Consider the following 21,952-nt stretch of genomic DNA (forward strand, 5'->3'; position numbering starts at 1 on the left):
AACCCTGTCAAAGCTTTTTCGTATGAATGGAAGGAAAACAGTTGACAGACGTTAGTGTGAATAGTAGTTTTTAGATTAATGAAAAAAGCCGGGAGGAAACAAAGCTTGTTAAAATCAAAAACCCATTTTTGGACGCTGCAAATTTTATTGGTTCTTCTTATCATTTATGTGTCGACAAAAGTGTCTTTTCTTTTCGAACCGATCATCGTATTTGCATCGACTCTATTTACTCCGATTTTAATTGCGGGAATCTTGTATTTTATATTCAATCCGATCGTGCGGCTTCTTGAGAAAAAGCTGCCGAGAACGCTGTCCATTCTGCTGATCTATTTGGTGTTTGTGGCATTCATCGGGTTTGTATTGTCAGCAGTCGGTCCTGTATTTACAAAGCAGGTTACCGATCTGTTCAACAACATCCCCTCCTATGTGAAACAGATCCAGATTTTCATTAAGCAAATGTCGAATTCGCAGTGGTTCACTTGGATAATGAATCAGGACTTCGTATCGGTTGCCAAAATCGAAAGCTCAATCGGCGAATATTTGACGAGCCTGCCTGAAAATATTACAGGGAGCCTGACTTCTGTATTCGGCGTTGTGACCAACATTGCGCTCACGGCTGTTACCGTGCCGTTCATCCTGTTTTATATGCTGAAGGACGGCCACCGTTTCCCGAATTTGGCTGTCAAGATCCTGCCTGACAAGTATAAAAATGAAGGGCTGAAGATTTTTAAGGATTTGTACGAGACGCTGGCGGCTTACATTCAAGGACAGCTCATTGTTTGTCTGTTCGTCGGAACGGCGTGCTTCATCGGTTTTTGGATCGCCGGTGTGAAATACGCGTTGATTCTCGGGTTGATCATTGCCGTGACGAATATTATTCCATATGTCGGACCGTTTCTTGGAGCGGCGCCGGCCGTCATTATCGCATTTCTCGACTCGCCGACGAAAGCATTGATCGCGCTGATCATCGTCGTTGCCGTTCAGCAGACAGACGGGAATCTGCTGTCGCCGCTGATTATCGGCCGCCGCTTGAATACGCATCCGCTGACGATCATCCTTTTATTAATCGGCGCCGGAAGCTTCGGAGGCATTCTCGGCATGATCCTGGCCGTTCCGGCTTATGCCCTGCTCAAGGCTTTTACATTGAATATCGTCCGCCTTGTCCGTTTAAGGCAGAGGTATAAAAAAGAAACGGCGGAAAATGCTGAAGTCTGAACGTTTTGCCCATTTTCACATATGATGCTAATAAATTAAATGGCGGAGGTGTGAAAATGCCGGCAATTGTCGGACCGATTTTTATCAGGCGAGTCGTTGATGACAGCGCAGCCTTTTTTGGAGATGTGTTTGCGATTTCCCCGAAGTGCACGGATTCCTCCGGAGGAGGAGCGGGCACATTTCAAACAGGGGACTACGGATTGATTCATAACGATATCAATAAAACGACCTTCACAGATGCGGATGTGATGGACGGTTCCCAGTCATTGAACCTGTGACAGCCTCTTTTAAAGAGGCTGTTTCTTTTTTATAGTATAATGGAAAAAAAGATAGATAAGGCAGGTGACAAAGATGAAAATCAGGAAGGCAAACATCTTAAACGAAGATCAGATGATCACAGACGTTTACCTCCATGAAAATAAAAAGGAATTTCATACGCTTGTGGCTGTGCCGCAACTGGAGTGGAGCACGCTGATTTCCTATGAGGAAGAAAAAGCAGAACTCGCCGAAAAGCTTGACCGGTCATTGTCGAAAGTGGCTGAGTCGGATGCGGCCGAGGAGCTGTCCAAAAAGATCGTACAATGGGTGACCGAAATGTAGCACGGGCTCATGCCCGCTGTTTTCGTGGGCATACTGATAAAAAAATGCAGCTTAAAAAACGCTGCCAGCAGGATAAAACTGGAGGGTCTAAGACGTGAGCGACCAATCATTGGATCAATATTTACAGCAGGGAATGTACGGACCACGCGAAACGAAGCCGGATGAACGCAGACTGTTTTTAGGCTCGCTGAGGGAAAGGGTCATCATCGCATTGACTAAAGGACAAGTGCTGCGTCCGAAGGCATACCGGGAAGTCATCGATGCGCTTGGCTCAAAAGCGGATGCAACATTATTGCTTAACGGCGAAATCGGCTACTCTCATTTATCTCCTTACATCAAGGAGTCCAATAAGCAAGGCGTCCCTTTTTCGATCGTGTCCGATCAGCAATCGGACACTCCCCTTGGACTTGTTCTCGCGGCGCGTGAGGCCGTAGAGAAAGAATCGATTTATGTTCAGGACGATATCTTTGAGCAGTCGGTTTTAAACAAGAGATGAGGTGCGGGTTTTCGCACGCGCCTTCCGCAAGGCGGTCCCGAACCCGTGGTTTTTGTTTTTTTCTGAAAAAGAAAAAACCGCTGCTGGCGCGGCTTGACAGCCATATTCGATTGATTCGCCGTTCACTTGTCCGTTTAGATAAGTTATAATGTTACCTATCATACAAAAGGCGGGGAGGGCGGCAATGAAAAAAGCTCTTATATGTATAGATTATACGAATGACTTTGTCGCAGCTGACGGTAAGCTGACGTGCGGGGAACCCGGCCGCAAAATCGAAGACGCCGTGGCGCGTCTCGCGGATACGTTTATTCAAAACGGCGATTATGTCGTATTTGCAGTCGATTCACACGAGGCCGGCGATACGCTTCATCCGGAAACCCGTTTGTTTCCTCCGCATAATATAAAAGGTACATCAGGACAGGATTTATACGGGAAGCTTGAAAAGCTTTATCGAAAACACGAACACGATCAGAATGTCTATTACATGGAAAAAACAAGGTACTCTGCTTTTGCCGGGACAAACCTCGAGCTGAAGCTTCGTGAAAGGGATATTCAAGAACTGCACCTTGTTGGCGTATGCACAGATATATGCGTGCTCCATACCGCAGTAGATGCTTATAATAAAGGGTTTAATCTTGTCATTCATCAAAACGCAGTGGCTAGCTTTAACCCGGACGGACACGACTGGGCTCTTTCTCATTTTGCAAACACCCTGGGAGCCTCAGTGTCAGATTGAGGAAGGAGAAATGAAGGTTGGAACACCGTTTTACAGACGACAGTCTAGCACTACACACAGACCTATATCAAATTAATATGGCGGAAACGTATTGGCGCGACGGCATTGATCAAAAGAAAGCCGTATTTGAACTGTTTTTCAGAAAGCTCCCTTTTGACAGCGGTTTTGCCGTTTTTGCCGGTCTTGAAAAAGCGATTGAATTTTTGCGGGATTTCAGATTTACTGAAAGCGATTTAGTTTATTTAAAAGAAGAGCTGGGCTTTAAAGATGACTTTCTCGGCTTTTTAAAAGATATGAGATTCACCGGTTCGCTTTATTCTATGCAGGAAGGCGAAATCGTGTTTGGCAACGAACCGATCATGAGGATCGAAGCGCCTTTGGCTGAAGCGCAGCTGATTGAGACGGCTCTGCTCAACATTGTGAATTACCAAACATTGATTGCCACAAAAGCGGCGAGAATCAAAAGTGTGATCGGAGAAGAGACGGCGCTTGAATTTGGAACAAGGCGCGCGCATGAAATGGACGCGGCGATGTGGGGAGCAAGAGCCGCGATTATCGGCGGATTCGACGCGACAAGCAATGTCCGCGCCGGCAAGCGGTTTGACATTCCGGTATCAGGCACGCACGCCCATGCGCTTGTACAGGCCTATCGCGATGAGTACACGGCATTTAAAAAATATGCGGAAACCCATAAAAAATGTGTCTTTTTGGTCGATACATATGATACGGTGCGTTCCGGCATTCCAAATGCGATCAAAGTAGCAAAGGAATTCGGCGATCAAATTGAATTTTCGGGAATCCGCCTGGACAGCGGAGACCTCGCCTATTTGTCGAAGAAAGCGAGAGCCATGCTGGATGAAGCCGGATTTACAGATACAAAAGTTGTTGCATCAAGCGATCTTGATGAGTACACGATTATGAACCTTAAAGCCCAGGGTGCAAAAATCGACGTCTGGGGCGTGGGCACAAAGCTGATTACCGCTTACGACCAGCCGGCTCTCGGCGCGGTTTACAAACTTGTTTCGATCGAAGAAGACGGAAAGATGGCAGACACGATTAAAATTTCTTCGAATCCGGAAAAAGTGACGACTCCAGGCTTGAAAAAGGTGTACAGAATCATCAATCAGCTGAACCATCATTCAGAAGGCGATTATATCGCTTTGGACTATGAAAAGGTCAATGAACAGGAGCGGCTGAAGATGTTTCACCCCGTTCATACGTTTATCAGCAAGTTTGTGACGAATTTTGATGCGAAAGATCTTCACCAGCCGATCTTTGAAAAAGGCGAGCTTGTCTATGAGAATCCGAGCATTCAGGATATTAAGCGGTATGTTCAAGAAAATCTCAGTTTGCTTTGGGAAGAGTATAAGCGGATCAGCAAGCCCGAAGAATATCCTGTCGATTTAAGCGAAGCTTGCTGGAACAACAAGATGCAGCAAATTCACGAAGCGAAAATCAAGGCGAAAAAAGGTCTGGATCAAGGTTGACTCTGTAAACGATAGTTTTTAACATAACTGGGGATTGAAACAGATAATTTCTTCGGGGATTATCTGTTTTTCAATATTAAGTTCAAATTTGGGTGAATTTTTATACAGCAGACGGGATTTGCCCAATTATTTGATATACTTAAAAGCGAAGGCACCTCAGTCGCTAGGGGGAAGAAGAATGAGGGTATTCGTTGCCAGACAGCCAATATTCAACAGAAAAGAACAAGTTGTCGCATACGAGCTTTTATACAGGGAAAGCGAGAAAAACTTTTTTTCCGGTATTGACGGTGATCAAGCGACAACAGAATTAATGATTAACAGCTTTTTAAACATTGGAATCGATAAATTGACAGAAGGCAAAAGGTATTACGTGAATTTTACCGAGGGTCTTTTGGCATCAGGGCTGCCGACGTATTTTGACCCGGACCAGCTCGTTGTGGAAATCCTTGAAGATGTGCCGATTACCCTTGAGCTTATCGAAAGGTGCAGGCATTTGAAAAGCCTCGGCTACACGATTGCACTCGATGATTTTTGTTTAAAGCATCGCGTGAAGAGGGACTTGCTCCATCAGCTTTTGGCATCCATTGATATTTTGAAGATCGATTTTTTCAAAACGACGCAGCAGGAAAGACAGAGCATCCTTCGATCATGCCGTAACCACCGCCTGACGTTCCTCGCTGAAAAAGTGGAGACGCGAAAAGAGTATGAGCAGGCTGTAAAAGACGGATTTCATCTGTTTCAAGGCTATTTCTTCAGCGAGCCTGTCGTGATTGACGGTCAGGACATTACATATCATTTCCACGCTTATTATGAGCTGCTGCATGAATTAAGCGAAGATCAGCCTGATATTGAAAACGTCACAAATATTATAGAGCGCGATTTGTCGCTTTCTTACCAGCTGCTGAAGCTGTTGAATTCTCCAGCCAACCGGCCGATCCAAAAGATTAAAAGCATCCGCCAGGCTATCGTGCTTCTCGGATTTAAAGAAATCAAAAGGTGGATCTTCATCCTCTCATTTAAGGATTTAACGAAAAAGCAAAACTCCAGCAAGAACGAAGTCGTCAAGATTTCGCTGATCCGCGCGAAGCTTTGCGAATTGCTGGCAAAAAAAACGAACCGCCCTCAGCCGGCTTCTTATATGCTGACAGGCATGTTTTCATTTATCGATACACTGCTGCACAAAGAACTAACGGAAGTCGTCAGCGAACTGCCGCTGACAGACGAAGTGGGTCAGGCGCTGCTCGGAAAAGAAAATGATTACCGAAAAATCTTGCGGCTTGCAAAATCGATCGAACGAAACGAATGGGAAGACAACACACCGGAGACAGAAGGCTTAACTAAAGATGAAGCGTACCAGTGCTATCTTGAAGCTGTTGATTGGTGTCAAAAGCTCTTATAAAAAAATTCCGGCTCCTTCTTAGGGACCGGAATTTTTTTTGCGCTAAGACCAACGCAATAGCAGGAATAGTCTGCTGCGGGGGCTGATGAGCATGATGCGAATGCCGTCGGGATCGAATGAGGCATCAAGCTGGCTGCGGACGCCGGTTTGCCTGAGCGCGGCCAGCACGTTATTTTTTTGGTTGCTTTGGGCAGCCGTCATGATTTGCTGGGCCAAAGTACGCGAGGCTGAAAGCCTGCTTAAAATTCTCTGTCCGTCAGCCATCAAGCTCTCCGCTTCTTTTGCCGAGCGCAATAAGGCGCTGACTTGAACTTCGGGATAGACCTGCCGGCAGCTGACGTGTTGATATGGATGCATCCAAAAGCAATGAGGAGGAAGCAATATGAACACCTCTTTTCAATTTTTACGGGTCAAATTGCGGTTTTTGCGGTGTAAGGCGAAGGGATGGTTTTTTATAAGGGCCGAAATGCGTGTCGGTCTATTGCGTGTTTTTCGGTGGCGCATACCCGATCTGCGTTCCGTGAACACTCAAGTTTTTCTATTCCCCGCTAGTTACTACTTTAGACTCAAGGTTGCAAAACGAACAAAACACAACTGAACTTGCGATGATAAAGGGGTTTATATGCGATCTTTATTTGACTCCTTGAAAAACAAACAAAAATTTTATGTTTCATTAGGATTTGAGAACTAATCGCAAGTTGTGTAAAATGGGTGTTATGGTCTATTTAAAGTTTGCGGTGTAACGCATGAATTTATATGCAACTTTTCGGTGAAAAAGAAACCAAATCCCTTTAAACTTGTATTAACAGATCAAATACCTATGACTCGTTCACTATACACAAATTGATTGATCTTCCAAAAGGAGTGTGGAACCGGTGGAAAAGCAACAAATTGAAGAATTAAAACAACTGCTTTGGCGGCTAGAGAATGAAATCAGAGAAACAAAGGACTCCTTGCGCAAGATTAACAAAAGCATTGATCAATACGATAAGTACACATATTTAAAAACCTCGTAAAAAGACTTGTTTCAGACAAGTCTTTTTTTTGTGTGCAAACGAACCCAAAAAAAGGATAAATTATTATATAATTGTTAAATAAAAAAATTGCTCTGTCAATCGGGATTTTGATTTAGTAAAATATTAAGAAAGGAGAGAGCACCATCTCTAAGCTTTTTTGTCTAGATCACAGTAAAATCAAGCAAAGAATGAATCATTTTATAGACCTTGAGATTCCCAATGCGGACTTAAATCGGACGCTGCACGCTTTTCTAGATGCAAAGGACCAGTTGCATTTCAGCGAGCTTGCTTTTTATCATTACCAAAGTTTCGGCGGCACGGACACCGATGCGGCAGAAACCCTTGGAGCAGGCATTGAACTCTTGATTCTTGCGTTTGATATATTCGATGATTTAGAGGATGAAGACAGCCCCGATGAACCTTGGATGAAAATCAACAGTTCAGTCGCAATGAATGCGGCGACTGCGCTTTATACAATAAGCATTAAAGTGATCGGTTCGGTGTCGAAAGAACCGGTGTTTTTTGAAAAATTGATGGAATATATACTTCAATCGATGCAGGGACAGCATGACGATCTCAGCAACCGCCCTGCCACTGAAGATGAGTGTCTTGACATGATCAAGCGTAAATCCGGGTCGCTGACAGCCTTGCCATGCGTGCTGGGAGCGATGCTTGCTACGGGTAAATTTGACCCGGCGGTTGAAAAGTACGCCTACCAGCTGGGCATTGCTTCACAAATTGAAAATGATTATAAAGCACTTTTTTATGATTCAAAAAGCGATATTGCCAAGAAAAAGCGGACGCTTGCGTACTTATATTTGTCAAGAAAATTTAACCAGCCGTCGATTGATTTGTTAAAAACATTTGAAACTGAGGATAAAATTGCCGATAAAGAAATAAAATGCTATAAAGAGAAATTGAAAGCAGCAGGCGTCACTCAGTATATGTATGTTATGAATCAGCTCGCTATTCAGAAATTTAAGAAGGGAATCGAGGAGCTGAAGTTGGGAAATATGGAGAAAGAACGTTTGATGGCTTCGCTTTTAAACGAGTCTATACGAGGAGAGTCTTATGCAGGAGATCGTTAGTTTTTTGGTTGAACACCCAGAAGTGTTGGAACAGGTTATTGCTGGTAAAGCCAGTCTTATAGGTGTTGATAAAGACCAAATTTTCGGTTTAATTGAAGGTTTTAAAAGAATTGAAGCAGGTTGGGGTCCTTACCCTAATTTATGGTTCAAATAATGAATAGTAGGGATTTCTAAATGAAGTCATATTATAACAAGGTTTCACTAGTTCTCATATTGTTAAGTTTTATTTATGTTCTCTATGTTTGCTATCTTAGTTTTAATAATAATCTAGTTGGGTTAAAGGTGAAAAACCTTGATGAACACAGCCTAGAAGTTGTGGAAGTGAAAAAACACACTTTAGCCGCTGATTATGTAGAATTAAAAGAAGGAGATATCATTCATAGAATAAATGGGCAGCAGGTTCCATTTAAAAAAGATAAAGAATATACATTGTCAAACGTTTTAACGTTAACAATTGAAAGAAATGGGAAAGTATTTGAGAATGATTCTCTAATGTATTTGGATTTAGTCAGTTATGACAGTTTTTTTATATTTATCATACCGTTGATTTTTTACTTTTTATGTTTAATTTGTGTGTATTTTATTTTTAAAGTAAACAAATCTAAAAATCTCTTTTCAGCATTTTTATTAGTCCTATTTCTACTTATTACTTCTATAGCTTATGTCAGTGCAGGTGCTGTTGCAAGAGGTGACACTTTTAGTAGATTTGTAAATATACTTACTTTTTTAGCTGTTCCAACTAGCTACTTACATTTTATATATCAATACTTTAAAGAGATAGGGAAAACATTTTTCAGTAATAAAGTTTTTTTTACTTTATTTAATACCATTTATAAACCTCATACTTGAAGCTGGTTTATACATATTTGAATTTGAGGGAAGTATTCTGAAAAGCATAAACTTATTGTCGTTCTTTATTTCGATGGTTATTGTTTTTATTCTGATTACATATGCCTTAATTAAATTCAAGTATTCTCAACAGTCCTACTTATTGAAAATATTAATGTTGATGAACTTCATTGCATTGGTACCGTTTTTGTTTTTCTATGTACTTCCTATGCTGGTCTTTGGTGATTATATTTTTTCGGCCATTGTTGTATCCCCGTTTCTGTTGCTGATTCCTTTATCTTTGGTATATCAATTTATGTCTAATAAAATATATGATATTGAATTTTTAATTGGTCGATTGAAATATTATAGTTTTTTAGCTATAATTCCAACTTCTTTAATTATTACTATTTTAGCCATTGTTAAGCATCAAGAAGGAGAATTTTTTACAGTACAGGTTACAATCTTTACATATCTTATCATGGTAGGCGTTTTCTATTTAAAAGAAATTATTGATTTCCGCTTTCGGCTAAAGCGCTTTTCAGAAAAATTTAACTACCAGGATAGTATTTTTAAATTTACTCAAACCATTCGAACATTTACGTCTTTAAATCAAGTTTTAATGGAGTTAAAACAAATCGTTTTGGACGTGCTTCTTGTTAATAATATTTATATGCTCAAAGTAAAAAACGATGGATCGGTATCGATGCTAGAGAATGATGCAGAAGAAAAACCTTGGATCCCGTACGAACAAGAAGTAACCAAGGTCATCACCGACATCGGCAAAATCGTCGAAGTCGACCGCGGATTTTTGATTAAGATCGGTGAACGGGGCGGGACGTCTTATGTCATGCTGTGTTTGTCGGTTTTAAATACGCCTAGGCTGACGCGCGATGAGATTTCGTGGCTTGAGACGCTGGCGTTTTATACGAGTGTTTCCCTGGAGAACGTCTTGAAAATCGGCGAGCTGATGGAGCATCTGGAACATGTGAAAAAAAAAGGGCCGAATCCGGCGTGGCTGAATAAATTGATGTTTGCGATTGAAGAGAAGCAGAGATCTGATTTAGCCCGTGATCTTCATGATTCTGTGCTGCAGGACATGATTTCCTTGAAGCATCAAAGCGAGATGTTTCTGGCTGATTTTGAAAAAGATAAAGTCTGTACGAATCAAATCAGGCAAAGGCTCATCAATATGAATGAGCAAATGTCCACCGTCATCCAGACGACAAGGGAAACGTGCCAGGAGCTGAGGCCGCAGCTGTTGTACGATCTCGGACTGGTCAAAGCCCTTTCGAAACTGGCGGCGCAGCATCAGGAGTCCTCATCGATCGATAAGATCCGCCTTAATACGGAAAGGTTCTCAAAGGTGCTCGATCTGGACACGCAGCTGAATTTGTACAGAATTGTGCAGGAGCTTTTAAGCAATGCGGTTAAACACTCGAAAGCTCATGAGGTTTTGATTATGCTTGTCTGCATAAAAGAAAAAGTGGTTCTTCATTATGAAGATGACGGCATCGGTTTTGATCCGGACAAGCTTTATCAAAACAGCGCAAGCATGGGGCTGTCGGGCATTCGCGAGCGCGTCCGCGCGCTGAACGGCAGTCTGGATATACAGACAGCAGAAGGGAAAGGCTTCAGGGTCGCCATTGAAATGGAATTGTAATGTTTAGTTAACATTTTTGCTTGGCATCCGCCAAGTTTTTTCTATAAAATGGTGATAGGGCAAGGTTACGCAAAAGGGAGGAAATTATGAGAAGATTACTTGTGATCGATGATCATCCGGCTGTCATGGAGGGGACGAAGGCAATTCTTGAAACGAACCAGGACTTTGTTGTCGATTGCCTCAGCCCTGAAGCCAGCGAACAATTTCTCAAGAAGCATGATTTTTCTGCGTATGACCTGATCTTAATGGATTTAAATTTGGGTGAAATCAACGGCATGGACCTATCTAAGAAAATCCTTGAGACGTGTTCATCATGCAAAATTATCGTTTACACAGGCTATGAAGTCGAAGATTATTTTGAAGAGGCGATTCGTTCCGGCATGCACGGCGCCATCAGCAAAACGGAATCGAAGGAAAAGATTATAGAGTACATATATCAGGTGCTGGATAATAAAATTGTCGTCGATTTTGATTATTTCAAGCAGCTGATTACACAGCAAAAATCGAAGTCAAACAGCCAGCAGACCCAGCACGATCTTTTGACTGAAAGGGAATGCCTGATCTTAAAAGAAGTCGAAAAAGGCTATACAAATCAGGAAATTGCTGATGCGCTTCATTTAAGCAAGCGGTCGATCGAATACAGTCTGACTTCCGTATTCAGCAAACTGAATGTAGGATCACGAACAGAAGCTGTTTTAATCGCGAAATCTGAAGGCGTACTTTGATGAAGGGACGATTGTGATGGAAACGAAACATACACTTCTTGAAGCGTTGGGAATCGAGTTGAAGGAATGCAGTAAAGAGCGGTGTGTTGCGGTCATGCCTGTCGATGAAAGAACGCGTCAGCCATTCGGCTATCTGCATGGAGGTGCGTCCGTTGCGCTTGCTGAAACGGTGGCAAGCATCGGGGCATATCAGCATATCGATCCAAAAGAGGAGGCATGCTTCGGGCTTGAGATCAACGCCAACCATATTAAATCGGTGAAAGATGGAACGGTTAAAGCGGTCGCAACGCCTCTGCATGTAGGCAAATCAACAATGGTGTTTCAAATTGAAATACGCGATGAGCAAGACAGCCTGATTTGCACGTCCAGGTGCACGATGGCGGTCATCAGCCGTCCTTCATCGTAAACATAAAGAAAACTCGCCTTTTACGGGCGAGTTTTCTTTTTATAAATAGGAATCTTCCTTCTTTTTAATCAGAAAATTTCTGTAGCCTTCATAATCGTCCTGTACGCTTTTCTTTTCCATTTTAACGCCTGTATTATAGGCGGCCCTTGCGATCAGGTGGGCGCCTACAGGAGACGTCAGAAATACAAAGACGATACCGAGCAGCACTTTGGCCGTAATGAAGCCGTGCAGAAACCAGAAGTAAAAGAATACGCCGAGCAGCACGCTGATGATCCCCAATGTCGCTCCTTTAGAAGCGGCGTGGATTCTTGAGTATACGTCAGGCAGCCGCAGCGTTCCAAAGGAAGCGGCTAACGATATCAGTGCGCCAAGAAGGACCAAGACGGCGATAAGCAATTTAGCGGCTTCGATCATTTTCGATAATCTCTCCTTTCTCAAGGAATTTAGAAAATGCGACGGTGCCGATAAAGGCCAGAATACCGATCAAGAGGATGACTTCCAAATATGCTGTCGTATTTAACAGGATGGACACGAGAGCCGTAATTCCGATCAGGTTGATGCCGATCGCATCAAGCGCCACCACTCTGTCCGGGATGCTCGGCCCTTTAATGACCCTCAGGACATACAGAAAAGTGGAGACCGCCAAAATGCCGAGTGACAATTGCAAAATTAATTCAAACATCAGCGGCTTACCTCCTTAATCGCCTCTTCAAACGAAATGCGGATATCATTGATGGCTTTCTCGGCATCATCGATATCGACCGCATGAATATAAAGAATCGAACGGTCATCGGAGATATCGACGACCAATGTGCCCGGTGTCAGCGTAATCAGGTTCGCCAATGTCGTGATTTCCCAGTCTGCTTTAAGGTCTGTCTTGAAGGCGAATATGCCGGGCTTATTTTTTAACCTTGGGGATAAGATCGTCTTTAATACGCTGACGTTTGCGAGAACGAGCTCTTTAATAAAAATAAACAGCAGTTTGATGATCGCCCAAATGTTAATCAAGTAAAAGCGGCGGCGGAAAAAACGCCTCATCAGAAAGAGCGAGAATAATCCGATCACATAACCGACGACAAACCCGGCAGCGGTGTAGTCATTGTTCAGAAACATCCAGCACAACGCAAGAATAAAATTCAACAATATTTGTAATGCCATGCGATCTACTCCTTCAAAACGGCTTCAATATATTTTTCGGGGTTGACGAGTGTATCAGCCGCCTGATGGAAATACGGCGCGATAAGCTCGGTTCCGAGTCCGATGGCAAGCGACAGAAAGAGCAGTACCGCTGCCGGATACATATAGCCTTTTAGCGGTCTTTTGGCCGGAGCATCTTCCTGTTCATCCCCCCAGAAGCCGTTGATAAATATTTTCATGACGGAATACAAGACGAGCAGACTGGATAAAAGCATCAGCAGCGTAATCACGAATTCACCGCTTAGAAAGCCGCCCTCTGCAATTTTCAGCTTGCCGATGAATCCGCTGAAAGGAGGAACCCCTGCCAATGAAACGGCTGAAATCATAAACATCCAGCCGAGCACCGGATGGTTTTTGATCAGGCCGCTCATTTTTTTCAGGTTGTTTGTTCCTGTCAGGGCAAAAAGCGCTCCGCCAAGCATAAACAGCGCTCCTTTAATGATCATGTCATGAATCAGATAGTAGACAGATCCTTCGATCGAAGCCGGCGTATTGGCGGCGATACCGAACAAGATCACACCGACCGCCGTCACAATATTGTAGATAATGATTTTTTGAACATCCCAGTAGGCGATCGAGCCGATGACACCGAAGATGATCGTAAGGGCCGCAAGCCAGACCATTAATTGATGAGTAAAAGCCGCGTCTTGGGTGAAAATTAATGTAAACACCCTTGTGATCGCGTACAGGCCGACTTTGGTCAGAAGTGCGCCAAACAGTGCGGACACAGCGGCAGGCGGCGCATAATAAGAACCAGGCATCCAGAAATACAGCGGGAAAATGCCGCCTTTTAAACCGAAGACGATCAAAAATAAAACAGCGATGACCGTGATCAGTCCGGTTTGGCCCGATTCACTGATCCGAACGCTCAAGTCCGCCATGTTTAATGTGCCCGTCACCGCATATAAATAAGCGACTCCGATGACAAATAGGGCGGAAGAGATAATGTTAAAGACGATGTACTTCAGAGATTCCCGCAGCTGGATCTTCGTGCCGCCAATGACGATCAGCACATACGAAGCCATCAGGAGAACCTCAAAAAATACGAACAGGTTAAACAAGTCCCCGGTCAAGAAAGCGCCGCTAACTCCGGCAAGCAGGAACTGGACCGCGGGATAATAAAAGAAACGCTCGCGTTTTTCACCGATGGAGCGAAACGAATAAAGAATCGTCAGAAATCCGATAATGGCTGTCGTTAACGCCAGAAGGCTGGCGAATTGATCAGCGACAAGGCTGATTCCGAACGGCGGCTTCCACCCGCCGAGATACAAGGTCTGGATTCCGTCCGTATAGACGGTCTGCACAAGAACAGCGGCCGCAGCGATCGCCGCAATGGAAGATATGGCGCTGAATGCACGCATCAGCACGATCGACTTGTTCATAAAGATGAGCAGAACTGCGGCCATTAAAGGAATCAGTATTGGCAGAATTACAAGATTATTCATGTTGATCATTTCCCCTCATTTGATCCATATCATCCATTTTCAGCTCTTGGTAGGCGCGGAAAGCCATGACCAGGAGAAACGAGGTGACCCCGAAAGCAATGACGATCGCCGTTAAAATCAACGCCTGAGGGAGAGGGTCGACATAGGATGACGACTCTTCATTTAAAATGGGGGGCGCTCCTTTTTTTAACCCTCCCATTGTCAGCAAAAGCAGGTGGACGCCATGGCTGAGAACGGCAGTTCCGATAATCACCCTCAGAAGGCTTTTTGAAAGCAAGAGATATGTCGCCGCCATAAACAAAATTCCTACAATAAAAGACATTAAAATCTCCATTATTTTCTCTCCCCAATCGTCTGAATAATGGTCATGGTCACGCCGACCACTACGAGATAAACCCCGATATCAAACAATACCGCGGTGGCAAGCTCCGTTTTCCCCAAGAGCGGAAGGTTAAAGTAATCAAACGCGTGGGAAAGAAACTGAGCGCCGAATAAAAATGAGCCGATTCCGGTGGAAACGGAAATGAATAAGCCGACGGCCGCCACATAGATAAAGTTGACGGGCAAAATGTTCTGCACCGTTTTTAAATCATAGGCAAGCAGCAGAAGGACGAGCGAAGACGCCGTCATCAATCCGCCGATAAAACCGCCGCCCGGGTTATTATGGCCGGCAAAAAACAGATGGAAAGAAAAGAGCAGAATGATAAAGGATGCAATCTTTGTAACGGTTTGCAGGATCACATCATTCGTCTGAACCTTTTTCAATGCTCTTCCCCTCCTTTCCCCATTCTGAGCCTGATCATGCCGTATATTCCTAAAGCGGCTATGACAAGTACGGTAATTTCAAACAATGTATCAAATCCCCTGAAGTCGACCAATATCACGTTGACGATATTGTGGCCGCCTGCGAGTTTATAGCTGTTTTCAATAAAATACGATGCGATGCTTTCAAGGGAGCGCTGGCTGTTTGCAGAAAGTGCGAGCAGCGTCACAACAGTTCCGACCCCGACCGAGACAAGCGCATTTGTGACCCTGAACTTAGCCGACTTCGGCTTGAATCTGAGCTTCGGCAAATGATAGAAGCAAAGCAGGAACAATGCGACTGAAATCGTTTCAATGATCAGCTGTGTCAGCGCGAGATCCGGCGCTCTGAAAATGACGAAGAACAGCGCGAGCGTGTAGCCGATGACGCCGAGCCCGATAATCGCCGTCAGTCTTGATCTTGCGAAAACGGTGGTAAATGTTGCGGCAATCATGACGGCTGAAAGCACAAGCTCATAGATGCCGATTGAAGCATTGCCTTTCACATCGTAAGAAAAACCTCCGGTAACAGCGAGCGATCCGCCGATGATCACGATAAAGAAGACAAAAACATAGACGAGATAATCGCGAAGAAACCCGGTCATATATGTTCTTGTAATCTTGTTGGAGCCTTTTTCAAGCCCAGACAGCGAGCTGTCGTACAGTTTGTTGAGCGTCAGTTTTTCCGGGAAGAGGCCGTAGACCTTCCGCCATTTTGACAAGGTCAAATAGGCGAGAACTCCGAGAGCAACGACGCCGATTGTCATGTAGAGTTCAGGTGAAAAGCCGTGCCACATGTAAATATGAACCTTGAATTTTTCGTCTCCGTCCAAAAGAGTCGGCATAATCGACGATGCAGCAGGTTCAATGATGCTGTATGACAGAATGTTCGGGAAAAAGAAAAAAATCACCACGAGAGAGACGAGGACAATCGGCGAAATCAGCATACCGAGTGGAGCCTCATGCGCTTGTTTTTCAAGTTTTTCGGGCTGATATTTCCCCCCGAACGTTTTAAACAGCAGAACCATGCAGTAAATGAACGTAAACACGCTTCCGATCCAAGCCAGAACAGGAAGCAGAAAACTCCATGTGTCGGCGTTATACAAGTTAAAGTTCGTAATCCTGAGCATGCTTGTGAAAAACATTTCCTTGCTCAAAAAGCCGTTGAACGGCGGCAGACCAGCCATTGAAAATGCGCCGATCAGCGTAATCGTAAACGTAATCGGCATGATCGTCATCAGTCCGCCGAGCTTGCGGATATCCCTCGTTCCCGTTTCATGATCGATGATTCCGACCGCCATGAACAGGCTGCCTTTGAATGTCGCATGGTTGATCAGGTGAAAAACGGCGGCGATTACTGCAACCATATAGTATTCAAAATTTTGATAGTGCAGAGCCGCGGCTCCGACGCCGAGCATCGACATGATCATTCCGAGCTGGCTGACCGTAGAAAAGGCAAGTATCGATTTCAGATCAGTCTGCTTGACGGCGTTGAATGAACCCCAGAAAAGTGTGACAATCCCCGTGAGGGACACGATCCAAAACCATTCCCCGGAAAAAGCGAACACAGGGGTGAATCTTGCAACGATATAAATTCCCGCTTTTACCATCGTGGCGGAGTGCAGGTAAGCACTTACAGGCGTTGGTGCTTCCATCGCGTCCGGAAGCCAGATGTAAAAAGGGAACTGCGCAGATTTAGTGAAGGCTCCGATTAACACCAGCACGAGAGCCGGAATGAAAAAGCCGTGACCCGAAATTAAATCAACTTGGTTGATCATTTCTCTGATCGAGAATGAACCCGTAATCGTGTAAAGAAGAATGAAGCCTCCAAGCATGGAAAGACCGCCGAAAATGGTGATAAGCATCGATTTCGTCGCGCCGTATCTTGATTTTTCCCGCTTGTACCAATAGCCGATGAGCAAAAAAGACGATATGCTGGTCAATTCCCAAAATAAATAAAGTACAATGACGTTATCAACGAGAACAACGCCGAGCATTGCCCCCATGAACATGAGCAGATAAACATAAAACGGTCCGAGCTGCTCTCTTTCTTTAGATAGATAATAGATGCTGTAAAGGACAACCAAAGACCCTATCCCTGTAATCAGAAGGGCGAATAGCAATCCGAGTCCGTCAACGTATGCGGTAAAGTTAATGCCAAAAGACGGAATCCATTCCAGTACAGCCTTTAATGTTCCGCCATCCGCCGTCATGTTGATCATGCGGAAAAAATAAATAAATAATAGAACAGGAAGAACCAGGACAAACCAGCCTGTATGAATCTTTCTGACGTTTTTCGCCAATAGCGGAATCAAAAAGGCGAGTGCAAAAGGCGATAAAATTGCAATATGTAAAGCCGTCATATTAACCTCCCTTAAAGTAGCATGTATAAATACATTCTGTTCCATACTAAAATTTTCAAACGTTATGTACTTTTTTAGAACTGGTGACCTAGACAAATTATAACTCAAATTTTAATCGGCTGCATGATCTCATGGTAACCGCGGTTTATGCGGTCTTATGAACCTGAAAACAATTTTAACAAAAAATGCGGCATTTGTATAATGGAAAGTTTTTTTGAACAAGATGAATTTGAGGTGATGAAAGATGAGAAGGAAAGCTTTTGTCAGCTTAAGTTTATTTTGTTCGCTTTTTGCGGGAGCGTTTATGATCAACAGGGAAATGACGCGTGAACAGACTCCGGGGATAGGAACGGACGAAGGCCCTCAATTCCGCGGGGATTACACGCCGCTCCAGACGGGAGCGGAAGATCAGTCCTTAACGGGAAAAGAAAGAGCTCCCTTTAAACCGAGAGAATATATCAGAGTTGAGAAACGCTGAAAACAAAAAAGGAATCCGATCGTATAGATCAGACTCCTTTTTGTTTTTTTATGCGGCCCTTACGTGAAGAACCTTAGTAAAACGGTCGCCATAATGACGGTTGCTGCCCCGCCGAGACGCGTTGAGATTTGCGCAAACGGCATCAGACCCATCCGGCCTGAAGCCGAAAGAATGGCCACGTCCCCCGTGCCGCCGAGACCGCTGTGACAGCCTGTGACGATCGCTGATTCAACAGGGTACATGTTCATTAATTTTCCGACAAAGTAGCCTGATGTCACCATGGCAATGACGACTGAAGCGCAGACGGCGATGAAGCGCAGGGAAATAACAGACGCCACATCATCAAGAGGGATATAAAGAATGCCGAGCCCGACCATCAGCGGCCAAGTGAAGCTTGATGACATGAACTTGTAAAGCTGGTGAGCGCCTTTTTCCATGCTTGCAGGCAGAAGCTTTGCATATTTTACGGCAGCCGCTGCGATGATCATCAGGATCGCTCCCGGAATCGCGATGAACTTGGAGACCAAACCGCCGAAAATGAAGAAGGAACATGCGATTAAAACGCCGGCACCCATTAATTTCAAGTCGATTTTCGGCTCCTCTTCTTTTTGGTTGAAAATTTCATCGTCTTTTTTCGATTTAACGAGTCTGCCGTTACCGTTCAGTTCAGGACGCTTTTCCCCAAGCTTTTTCATCAGTCCGGCTGAGATGATGGCAACGACGTTTCCGATAATAGCGGCCGGAATGAGCTGTGAAACAAATACATCGGTGGACTGTCCCAAAATTTGCGAGTAGGCGAGTGACAGCGGCAGGATGCCTTCGCCGATGCCTCCGGCAATAATCGGTACAATAATAAAGAAGAAAGCTTCATAAGGGCTGTAGCCAAATAACAGACCGACGAGAATACCGGCGGCAACCGCTGCGATCGTCCCGGCCAACAACGGAACGAACATTCTCATAAAACCTTGAATCAGAACCGTGCGATGCATTCCTAAAATACTTCCCGCGACTAAACATGCGATGTAGAAATACAAGAAATTTGACGTTTTCATCAAAGTTGTAACCGCTTCCATAGATGCAGGGTTAAGCACTTTGAAAAAGACTAAGAACGAAGGAACAAACAGCGATAGAATGGCAGGTCCGCCGATATCTTTTAAAATCGGAATGCGCTGTCCGACATCCCCGAGAAAAATGCCGAGAATCATAATGACCGCGAAACCGCCGAGCATGTCATTCGGCAATTCATTAAAGTAAGCTGCCAGAAAAACAATCAGCGCAAGCGCAATATATAGCGGAAACGGAATCACGCCGATTTTCCAGTTGATCAGCTTATGGAAAATATTTTTATTTTCTTTATGACCGTGAATTGTAATCGGTTTCAAATCTTTTGCTGCTTCCATAAAAAACACCCCCATGTTTGTATGTGTTCAATTGTAGAAGAAAAGTGTCAATTCTGTGCGTTTTTTAAATTAAAATAATCGATTGATAATTAAATTAAAACGAAAAAGGGCGGGAAAAGAGAAGGAATCTCCTTGATTTTGATCGTTTTATAGGTCTTTTGGTTTATTAGGGATCCATATCCAGGCGGAAAAAGGGGATTTCCTGTCCATGGAGAAAAGCTTTTTTAAGCAGCAATTAAAAAACCCCCGAAGCGCATTTCGGGGGCGGTGCATTATGATGTTCTTTTGGCAAGAGATCCTAACACCTCTCCCATTTTGACTTGAAGAGAGGGGTGAAGGCGTTCATCAGGAATAAAGGTATCCTTTTCAAACAGCAGAATAACGGTCGAGCCGAAAGAGAAATATGCGATTTCGTCGCCTCGGCGCCATTCTTTTGACTCCTGGAGCATCACGATCGAGTTAATATACATCGCTCCGACCTTCACAAGCAGGGCGGACCCATATTGATGCTTAAATTCGGAAATCATCCGGTAGTTTTTTGTCAGCGGCGATTTCCCGTATGTCAAACCGATTTTATTCACAGGGTAAGACGTGCTTCCCAGCGAATACTGCGTTTCAAGTGTGCCGTAAGCCGGGCTGTGAATTCTGTGGTAGTCTCTCGGACTTAAATAGATAATGATATAGGTTCCGCCGACATAGCGGTTCACGATCTCGGATCGTCCGATCATTTCTTCTACAGAATAGAGTTTTTGTTTGACGGTAAATTGCTTGTCGCGCGTGATGGTGCCCATTTCTTCGATGACGCCGTCCACAGGGCTGACCAGGCTGTTTGGATCAGCGGGAAGGGGGCGTGCACCGCTCTTTAATTTTCTGATGAACAGCTCGTGCAGGCTGTTAAAAGAGCGGACATCTTCCAGCATCTCTTCTGTATTAATATGAAAGGTTTTGATATAGGAGGGGATGAGAGGTTTGCTTAGCTTTGACTGAGCAAACTTTTTCAGCATCCGGGACACGCCCTTTTTATTCGTCAACTCAATCAAAAACCGGTAAAGCCGCTTTTTCAAGCTGTTCACTCCTTTACTGATCATCCGGGATGCAAGCGGTATTTAAATCACGCCGATTGTGTATCCGATCGTAATAAAAACAAGACACCAAATAAAAGCTCCTGATCCGGCATAAATCAGGAACCTTTTCATGTCCATCTCGTTCATGCCGGACAGATAGCATGTCACATGGCGGATTCCGGGGACAAAATAGCCGAAAAGAATCGTCCACGGGCCGTATTTTTCAAACCAGCGGTGCACGGTGTCCAGTCTTTTCGGCGTCAGACCGATCCATTTCCCGAACTTATCGAGCAGCGGTTTACCGATTTTCTTCCCTAGAAAATAACTGATGAGCATCCCTGATATCGCACCTGAAAAACTGATCAAAAGGCACAGCTCATAGTTTAATATATGAATAGAAGACAGATACCCGACAAATGTCATCATGACTTCATCGGGTATCGGCAGGCCTACAATTCCGAGGACAAGCATCCCGAATATCGCGAAATACCCGTATTGGGAAATCAATTCTTTTGCCAACTCCATTAAAAACTAGCTCACTTTCTTCAATAGTTTTTTCCCCTTCAGGCTGATGACTTTGATTTTGCTGACCATGAGAAAGGACAGGAACAGCATGATCAAAATGAACGGCTTTTTGCCCAGGATTTCTGAGAAAAGGTTTAAGCATACCAGAATTGTTCCGGCTGCGGTGATCGGAAGGCCTGTAAAATAATCCTGGTTCTCTGATTGAATATTAAATCGCGCCAGCCGAAGCGCTCCGCAAACAGGGAATAACAATGTCGAAGGAAGGCCTAAGATCGGAGCATCATAAAAAACGATTGAATAGGTGATGATGGCCGGGGCGACTCCGAAAGTGATAATATCAGACAAAGAATCTAATTCTTTTCCAAACGGGCTGACGGCATTTAATCTGCGCGCGGCCATGCCGTCAAGGCTGTCCAAGATAGCGCCGATCAGAACAAATATAATGGCTAAGAATAAATACCCTCTGAATGCAAGCAGTATTGAAGAGATGCCCGAAACAAAGTTTCCAACCGTAATTAAAGAAGGTATGACTGATTTATTCAATGTTTTCGCATCCTTTAAATAAAAACGTTTTATATAGAAATTAAACAATATTAAATTGTATACGATTTGCTTCCTGTCTGCAATAAAATTCCTGTAATGATTGATAACCAGACTTTTTCATCATACCATAAAAGTGGTAAAGACAATGGCGGCGTCAAAAAATTTTATCTTTTGTTAAGGTAACAAAAAAAGAATAAGAGAGCAGGCCGCTCTCTTATTCTATCGTTCGGTTATCGTTTTCCTTTAATATAAGGGATACCGTTTGCCTTTGGCGCTTCGGCTCTGCCGCTAAATCCGGCCAGCGCTAGAATCGTCAATACGTAAGGCGCAATCAGCATATAGACGTTTGGTATTTCTTTTGAAGAAGGGAAGCGTGAACCCGATGATGCTTAAGCTTTGAGCGAAGCTGAAGAACAGGGCTCCGATCGGCTGCCATTTACCGAACACAAGCGCGGCGAGCGCGATAAATCCTTATCC

The 21,952-nt window shown here is 44.1% G+C and carries 25 protein-coding genes and 2 pseudogenes; 14 read left to right on the forward strand and 13 right to left on the reverse strand.

The window, feature by feature from the left end; all coding sequences use genetic code 11:
• Positions 1-105 precede the first annotated feature (105 nt).
• The 7 genes from ACVC9U_RS02560 (at position 106) to ACVC9U_RS02590 (ending at position 5,933) form a co-directional block, all read left to right on the forward strand.
• On the forward strand, positions 106-1,215 hold the full coding sequence (locus ACVC9U_RS02560; protein WP_441390100.1) for an AI-2E family transporter: 1,110 nt from the start codon (positions 106-108) through the stop codon (positions 1,213-1,215).
• Between the two features lie 56 nt (positions 1,216-1,271).
• Positions 1,272-1,493: a spore germination protein gene (locus ACVC9U_RS02565; protein ID WP_003184874.1), complete on the forward strand. Its 222-nt coding sequence runs from the start codon at positions 1,272-1,274 to the stop codon at positions 1,491-1,493.
• A gap of 73 nt (positions 1,494-1,566) precedes the next feature.
• Entirely contained in the window at positions 1,567-1,815 is a 249-nt protein-coding gene (locus ACVC9U_RS02570) for a YueH family protein (protein WP_003184872.1), read from the forward strand.
• 94 nt (positions 1,816-1,909) lie between these two features.
• Entirely contained in the window at positions 1,910-2,311 is a 402-nt protein-coding gene (locus tag ACVC9U_RS02575) for a YueI family protein (RefSeq protein ID WP_003184870.1), read from the forward strand.
• 184 nt (positions 2,312-2,495) lie between these two features.
• The gene (locus ACVC9U_RS02580) at positions 2,496-3,047 is read left to right on the forward strand and encodes a cysteine hydrolase family protein (protein ID WP_003184868.1); all 552 of its coding nucleotides are present in this window, start codon (positions 2,496-2,498) and stop codon (positions 3,045-3,047) included.
• 17 nt (positions 3,048-3,064) lie between these two features.
• On the forward strand, positions 3,065-4,534 hold the full coding sequence (locus ACVC9U_RS02585) for a nicotinate phosphoribosyltransferase (protein WP_003184866.1): 1,470 nt from the start codon (positions 3,065-3,067) through the stop codon (positions 4,532-4,534).
• 178 nt (positions 4,535-4,712) lie between these two features.
• A complete protein-coding gene (locus tag ACVC9U_RS02590; RefSeq protein ID WP_003184864.1) occupies positions 4,713-5,933 on the forward strand; it encodes an EAL and HDOD domain-containing protein in 1,221 nt (406 codons plus the stop codon).
• 42 nt (positions 5,934-5,975) lie between these two features.
• Here ACVC9U_RS02590 and ACVC9U_RS02595 read toward each other — a convergent pair whose 3' ends face one another.
• Positions 5,976-6,323 (reverse strand): YuzC family spore coat inner layer protein, encoded by a 348-nt coding sequence (locus ACVC9U_RS02595; protein ID WP_009329512.1) that lies wholly within the window; start codon positions 6,321-6,323, stop codon positions 5,976-5,978.
• Between the two features lie 485 nt (positions 6,324-6,808).
• Between ACVC9U_RS02595 and degQ the strand changes: the two genes are divergently transcribed.
• The 6 genes and pseudogenes from degQ to ACVC9U_RS02625 all read left to right on the forward strand — a co-directional run bounded on the left by degQ (position 6,809) and on the right by ACVC9U_RS02625 (position 11,659).
• Positions 6,809-6,949: a degradation enzyme regulation protein DegQ gene (gene degQ, locus ACVC9U_RS02600; protein WP_003184860.1), complete on the forward strand. Its 141-nt coding sequence runs from the start codon at positions 6,809-6,811 to the stop codon at positions 6,947-6,949.
• 188 nt (positions 6,950-7,137) lie between these two features.
• On the forward strand, positions 7,138-8,037 hold the full coding sequence (locus ACVC9U_RS02605; RefSeq protein WP_441390101.1) for a polyprenyl synthetase family protein: 900 nt from the start codon (positions 7,138-7,140) through the stop codon (positions 8,035-8,037).
• Positions 8,021-8,191, forward strand: coding sequence for a competence pheromone ComX (comX, locus tag ACVC9U_RS02610; RefSeq protein ID WP_075751281.1), 171 nt, complete (start codon positions 8,021-8,023; stop codon positions 8,189-8,191). Before ACVC9U_RS02605 ends, comX begins: the two co-directional genes overlap by 17 nt.
• A gap of 20 nt (positions 8,192-8,211) precedes the next feature.
• A pseudogene (locus ACVC9U_RS02615) lies at positions 8,212-10,528 on the forward strand (ATP-binding protein).
• An 86-nt stretch (positions 10,529-10,614) separates the two neighbouring features.
• Entirely contained in the window at positions 10,615-11,253 is a 639-nt protein-coding gene (gene comA, locus ACVC9U_RS02620; RefSeq protein ID WP_075751279.1) for a two-component system response regulator ComA, read from the forward strand.
• A gap of 16 nt (positions 11,254-11,269) precedes the next feature.
• Complete coding sequence (locus ACVC9U_RS02625; protein ID WP_075751278.1) at positions 11,270-11,659, forward strand: hotdog fold thioesterase; 390 nt, start codon at positions 11,270-11,272, stop codon at positions 11,657-11,659.
• 39 nt (positions 11,660-11,698) lie between these two features.
• On the opposite strand, the gene mnhG is transcribed toward ACVC9U_RS02625, so the two are convergent.
• The 7 genes from mnhG to ACVC9U_RS02660 are packed head-to-tail and all read right to left on the reverse strand — an operon-like array spanning position 11,699 to position 17,465.
• Positions 11,699-12,073, reverse strand: coding sequence for a monovalent cation/H(+) antiporter subunit G (gene mnhG / locus ACVC9U_RS02630; RefSeq protein WP_075751277.1), 375 nt, complete (start codon positions 12,071-12,073; stop codon positions 11,699-11,701).
• Positions 12,057-12,341, reverse strand: coding sequence for a Na(+)/H(+) antiporter subunit F1 (locus ACVC9U_RS02635; protein ID WP_075751276.1), 285 nt, complete (start codon positions 12,339-12,341; stop codon positions 12,057-12,059). Before ACVC9U_RS02635 ends, mnhG begins: the two co-directional genes overlap by 17 nt.
• A complete protein-coding gene (locus ACVC9U_RS02640) occupies positions 12,341-12,817 on the reverse strand; it encodes a Na+/H+ antiporter subunit E (RefSeq protein ID WP_075751275.1) in 477 nt (158 codons plus the stop codon). The genes ACVC9U_RS02635 and ACVC9U_RS02640 overlap by 1 nt, the downstream gene beginning before the upstream one ends.
• A gap of 5 nt (positions 12,818-12,822) precedes the next feature.
• Positions 12,823-14,301 carry a Na+/H+ antiporter subunit D gene (locus ACVC9U_RS02645; protein WP_075751274.1) on the reverse strand — a complete coding sequence of 493 codons (1,479 nt, stop codon included), beginning with the start codon at positions 14,299-14,301 and terminating at the stop codon, positions 12,823-12,825.
• On the reverse strand, positions 14,294-14,635 hold the full coding sequence (locus ACVC9U_RS02650; protein WP_043929148.1) for a Na(+)/H(+) antiporter subunit C: 342 nt from the start codon (positions 14,633-14,635) through the stop codon (positions 14,294-14,296). The genes ACVC9U_RS02645 and ACVC9U_RS02650 overlap by 8 nt, the downstream gene beginning before the upstream one ends.
• A complete protein-coding gene (locus tag ACVC9U_RS02655; protein ID WP_441390102.1) occupies positions 14,635-15,066 on the reverse strand; it encodes a Na(+)/H(+) antiporter subunit B in 432 nt (143 codons plus the stop codon). Before ACVC9U_RS02655 ends, ACVC9U_RS02650 begins: the two co-directional genes overlap by 1 nt.
• Positions 15,063-17,465 (reverse strand): Na+/H+ antiporter subunit A, encoded by a 2,403-nt coding sequence (locus ACVC9U_RS02660; protein WP_075751273.1) that lies wholly within the window; start codon positions 17,463-17,465, stop codon positions 15,063-15,065. The genes ACVC9U_RS02655 and ACVC9U_RS02660 overlap by 4 nt, the downstream gene beginning before the upstream one ends.
• A 244-nt stretch (positions 17,466-17,709) precedes the next feature.
• Here ACVC9U_RS02660 and ACVC9U_RS02665 point away from each other — a divergent pair, with 244 nt between their 5' ends.
• Positions 17,710-17,943, forward strand: a complete 234-nt coding sequence (locus tag ACVC9U_RS02665; protein ID WP_041817304.1) for a hypothetical protein — start codon at positions 17,710-17,712, stop codon at positions 17,941-17,943.
• A 59-nt stretch (positions 17,944-18,002) separates the two neighbouring features.
• Here the strand turns inward: ACVC9U_RS02665 and ACVC9U_RS02670 are convergent, their stop codons facing one another.
• The 5 genes and pseudogenes from ACVC9U_RS02670 to ACVC9U_RS02690 all read right to left on the reverse strand — a co-directional run.
• The gene (locus tag ACVC9U_RS02670; protein WP_441390103.1) at positions 18,003-19,343 is read right to left on the reverse strand and encodes a 2-hydroxycarboxylate transporter family protein; all 1,341 of its coding nucleotides are present in this window, start codon (positions 19,341-19,343) and stop codon (positions 18,003-18,005) included.
• A gap of 272 nt (positions 19,344-19,615) precedes the next feature.
• Complete coding sequence (locus tag ACVC9U_RS02675) at positions 19,616-20,407, reverse strand: phosphatidylserine decarboxylase (RefSeq protein ID WP_003184826.1); 792 nt, start codon at positions 20,405-20,407, stop codon at positions 19,616-19,618.
• Between the two features lie 42 nt (positions 20,408-20,449).
• Positions 20,450-20,932 carry a DedA family protein gene (locus ACVC9U_RS02680; RefSeq protein ID WP_016886500.1) on the reverse strand — a complete coding sequence of 161 codons (483 nt, stop codon included), beginning with the start codon at positions 20,930-20,932 and terminating at the stop codon, positions 20,450-20,452.
• Positions 20,933-20,938: 6 nt separating this feature from the next.
• Positions 20,939-21,475, reverse strand: coding sequence for a CDP-diacylglycerol--serine O-phosphatidyltransferase (gene pssA / locus ACVC9U_RS02685; protein ID WP_011198249.1), 537 nt, complete (start codon positions 21,473-21,475; stop codon positions 20,939-20,941).
• 230 nt (positions 21,476-21,705) lie between these two features.
• Positions 21,706-21,946: pseudogene (locus ACVC9U_RS02690) on the reverse strand (ABC transporter permease); the annotation flags it as partial.
• Between the last annotated feature and the right edge of the window lie 6 nt (positions 21,947-21,952).

The organism is Bacillus sp. GM2 (genome assembly GCF_056155945.1).

Excerpts from the sequence above, each read along its gene's own strand:
- ACVC9U_RS02565 (WP_003184874.1), top strand. The coding sequence starts at position 1,272 with ATGCCGGCAATTGTCGGACCGATTTTTATCAGGCGAGTCGTTGATGAC.
- ACVC9U_RS02570 (WP_003184872.1), top strand. The coding sequence starts at position 1,567 with ATGAAAATCAGGAAGGCAAACATCTTAAACGAAGATCAGATGATCACA.
- ACVC9U_RS02580 (WP_003184868.1), top strand. The coding sequence starts at position 2,496 with ATGAAAAAAGCTCTTATATGTATAGATTATACGAATGACTTTGTCGCA.
- ACVC9U_RS02590 (WP_003184864.1), top strand. The coding sequence starts at position 4,713 with ATGAGGGTATTCGTTGCCAGACAGCCAATATTCAACAGAAAAGAACAA.
- ACVC9U_RS02605 (WP_441390101.1), top strand. The coding sequence starts at position 7,138 with ATGAATCATTTTATAGACCTTGAGATTCCCAATGCGGACTTAAATCGG.
- comX (WP_075751281.1), top strand. The coding sequence starts at position 8,021 with ATGCAGGAGATCGTTAGTTTTTTGGTTGAACACCCAGAAGTGTTGGAA.
- comA (WP_075751279.1), top strand. The coding sequence starts at position 10,615 with ATGAGAAGATTACTTGTGATCGATGATCATCCGGCTGTCATGGAGGGG.
- ACVC9U_RS02625 (WP_075751278.1), top strand. The coding sequence starts at position 11,270 with ATGGAAACGAAACATACACTTCTTGAAGCGTTGGGAATCGAGTTGAAG.
- mnhG (WP_075751277.1), bottom strand. The coding sequence starts at position 12,073 with ATGATCGAAGCCGCTAAATTGCTTATCGCCGTCTTGGTCCTTCTTGGC.
- ACVC9U_RS02635 (WP_075751276.1), bottom strand. The coding sequence starts at position 12,341 with ATGTTTGAATTAATTTTGCAATTGTCACTCGGCATTTTGGCGGTCTCC.
- ACVC9U_RS02640 (WP_075751275.1), bottom strand. The coding sequence starts at position 12,817 with ATGGCATTACAAATATTGTTGAATTTTATTCTTGCGTTGTGCTGGATG.
- ACVC9U_RS02645 (WP_075751274.1), bottom strand. The coding sequence starts at position 14,301 with ATGAATAATCTTGTAATTCTGCCAATACTGATTCCTTTAATGGCCGCA.
- ACVC9U_RS02650 (WP_043929148.1), bottom strand. The coding sequence starts at position 14,635 with ATGGAGATTTTAATGTCTTTTATTGTAGGAATTTTGTTTATGGCGGCG.
- ACVC9U_RS02660 (WP_075751273.1), bottom strand. The coding sequence starts at position 17,465 with ATGACGGCTTTACATATTGCAATTTTATCGCCTTTTGCACTCGCCTTT.
- ACVC9U_RS02665 (WP_041817304.1), top strand. The coding sequence starts at position 17,710 with ATGAGAAGGAAAGCTTTTGTCAGCTTAAGTTTATTTTGTTCGCTTTTT.
- ACVC9U_RS02670 (WP_441390103.1), bottom strand. The coding sequence starts at position 19,343 with ATGGAAGCAGCAAAAGATTTGAAACCGATTACAATTCACGGTCATAAA.
- ACVC9U_RS02680 (WP_016886500.1), bottom strand. The coding sequence starts at position 20,932 with ATGGAGTTGGCAAAAGAATTGATTTCCCAATACGGGTATTTCGCGATA.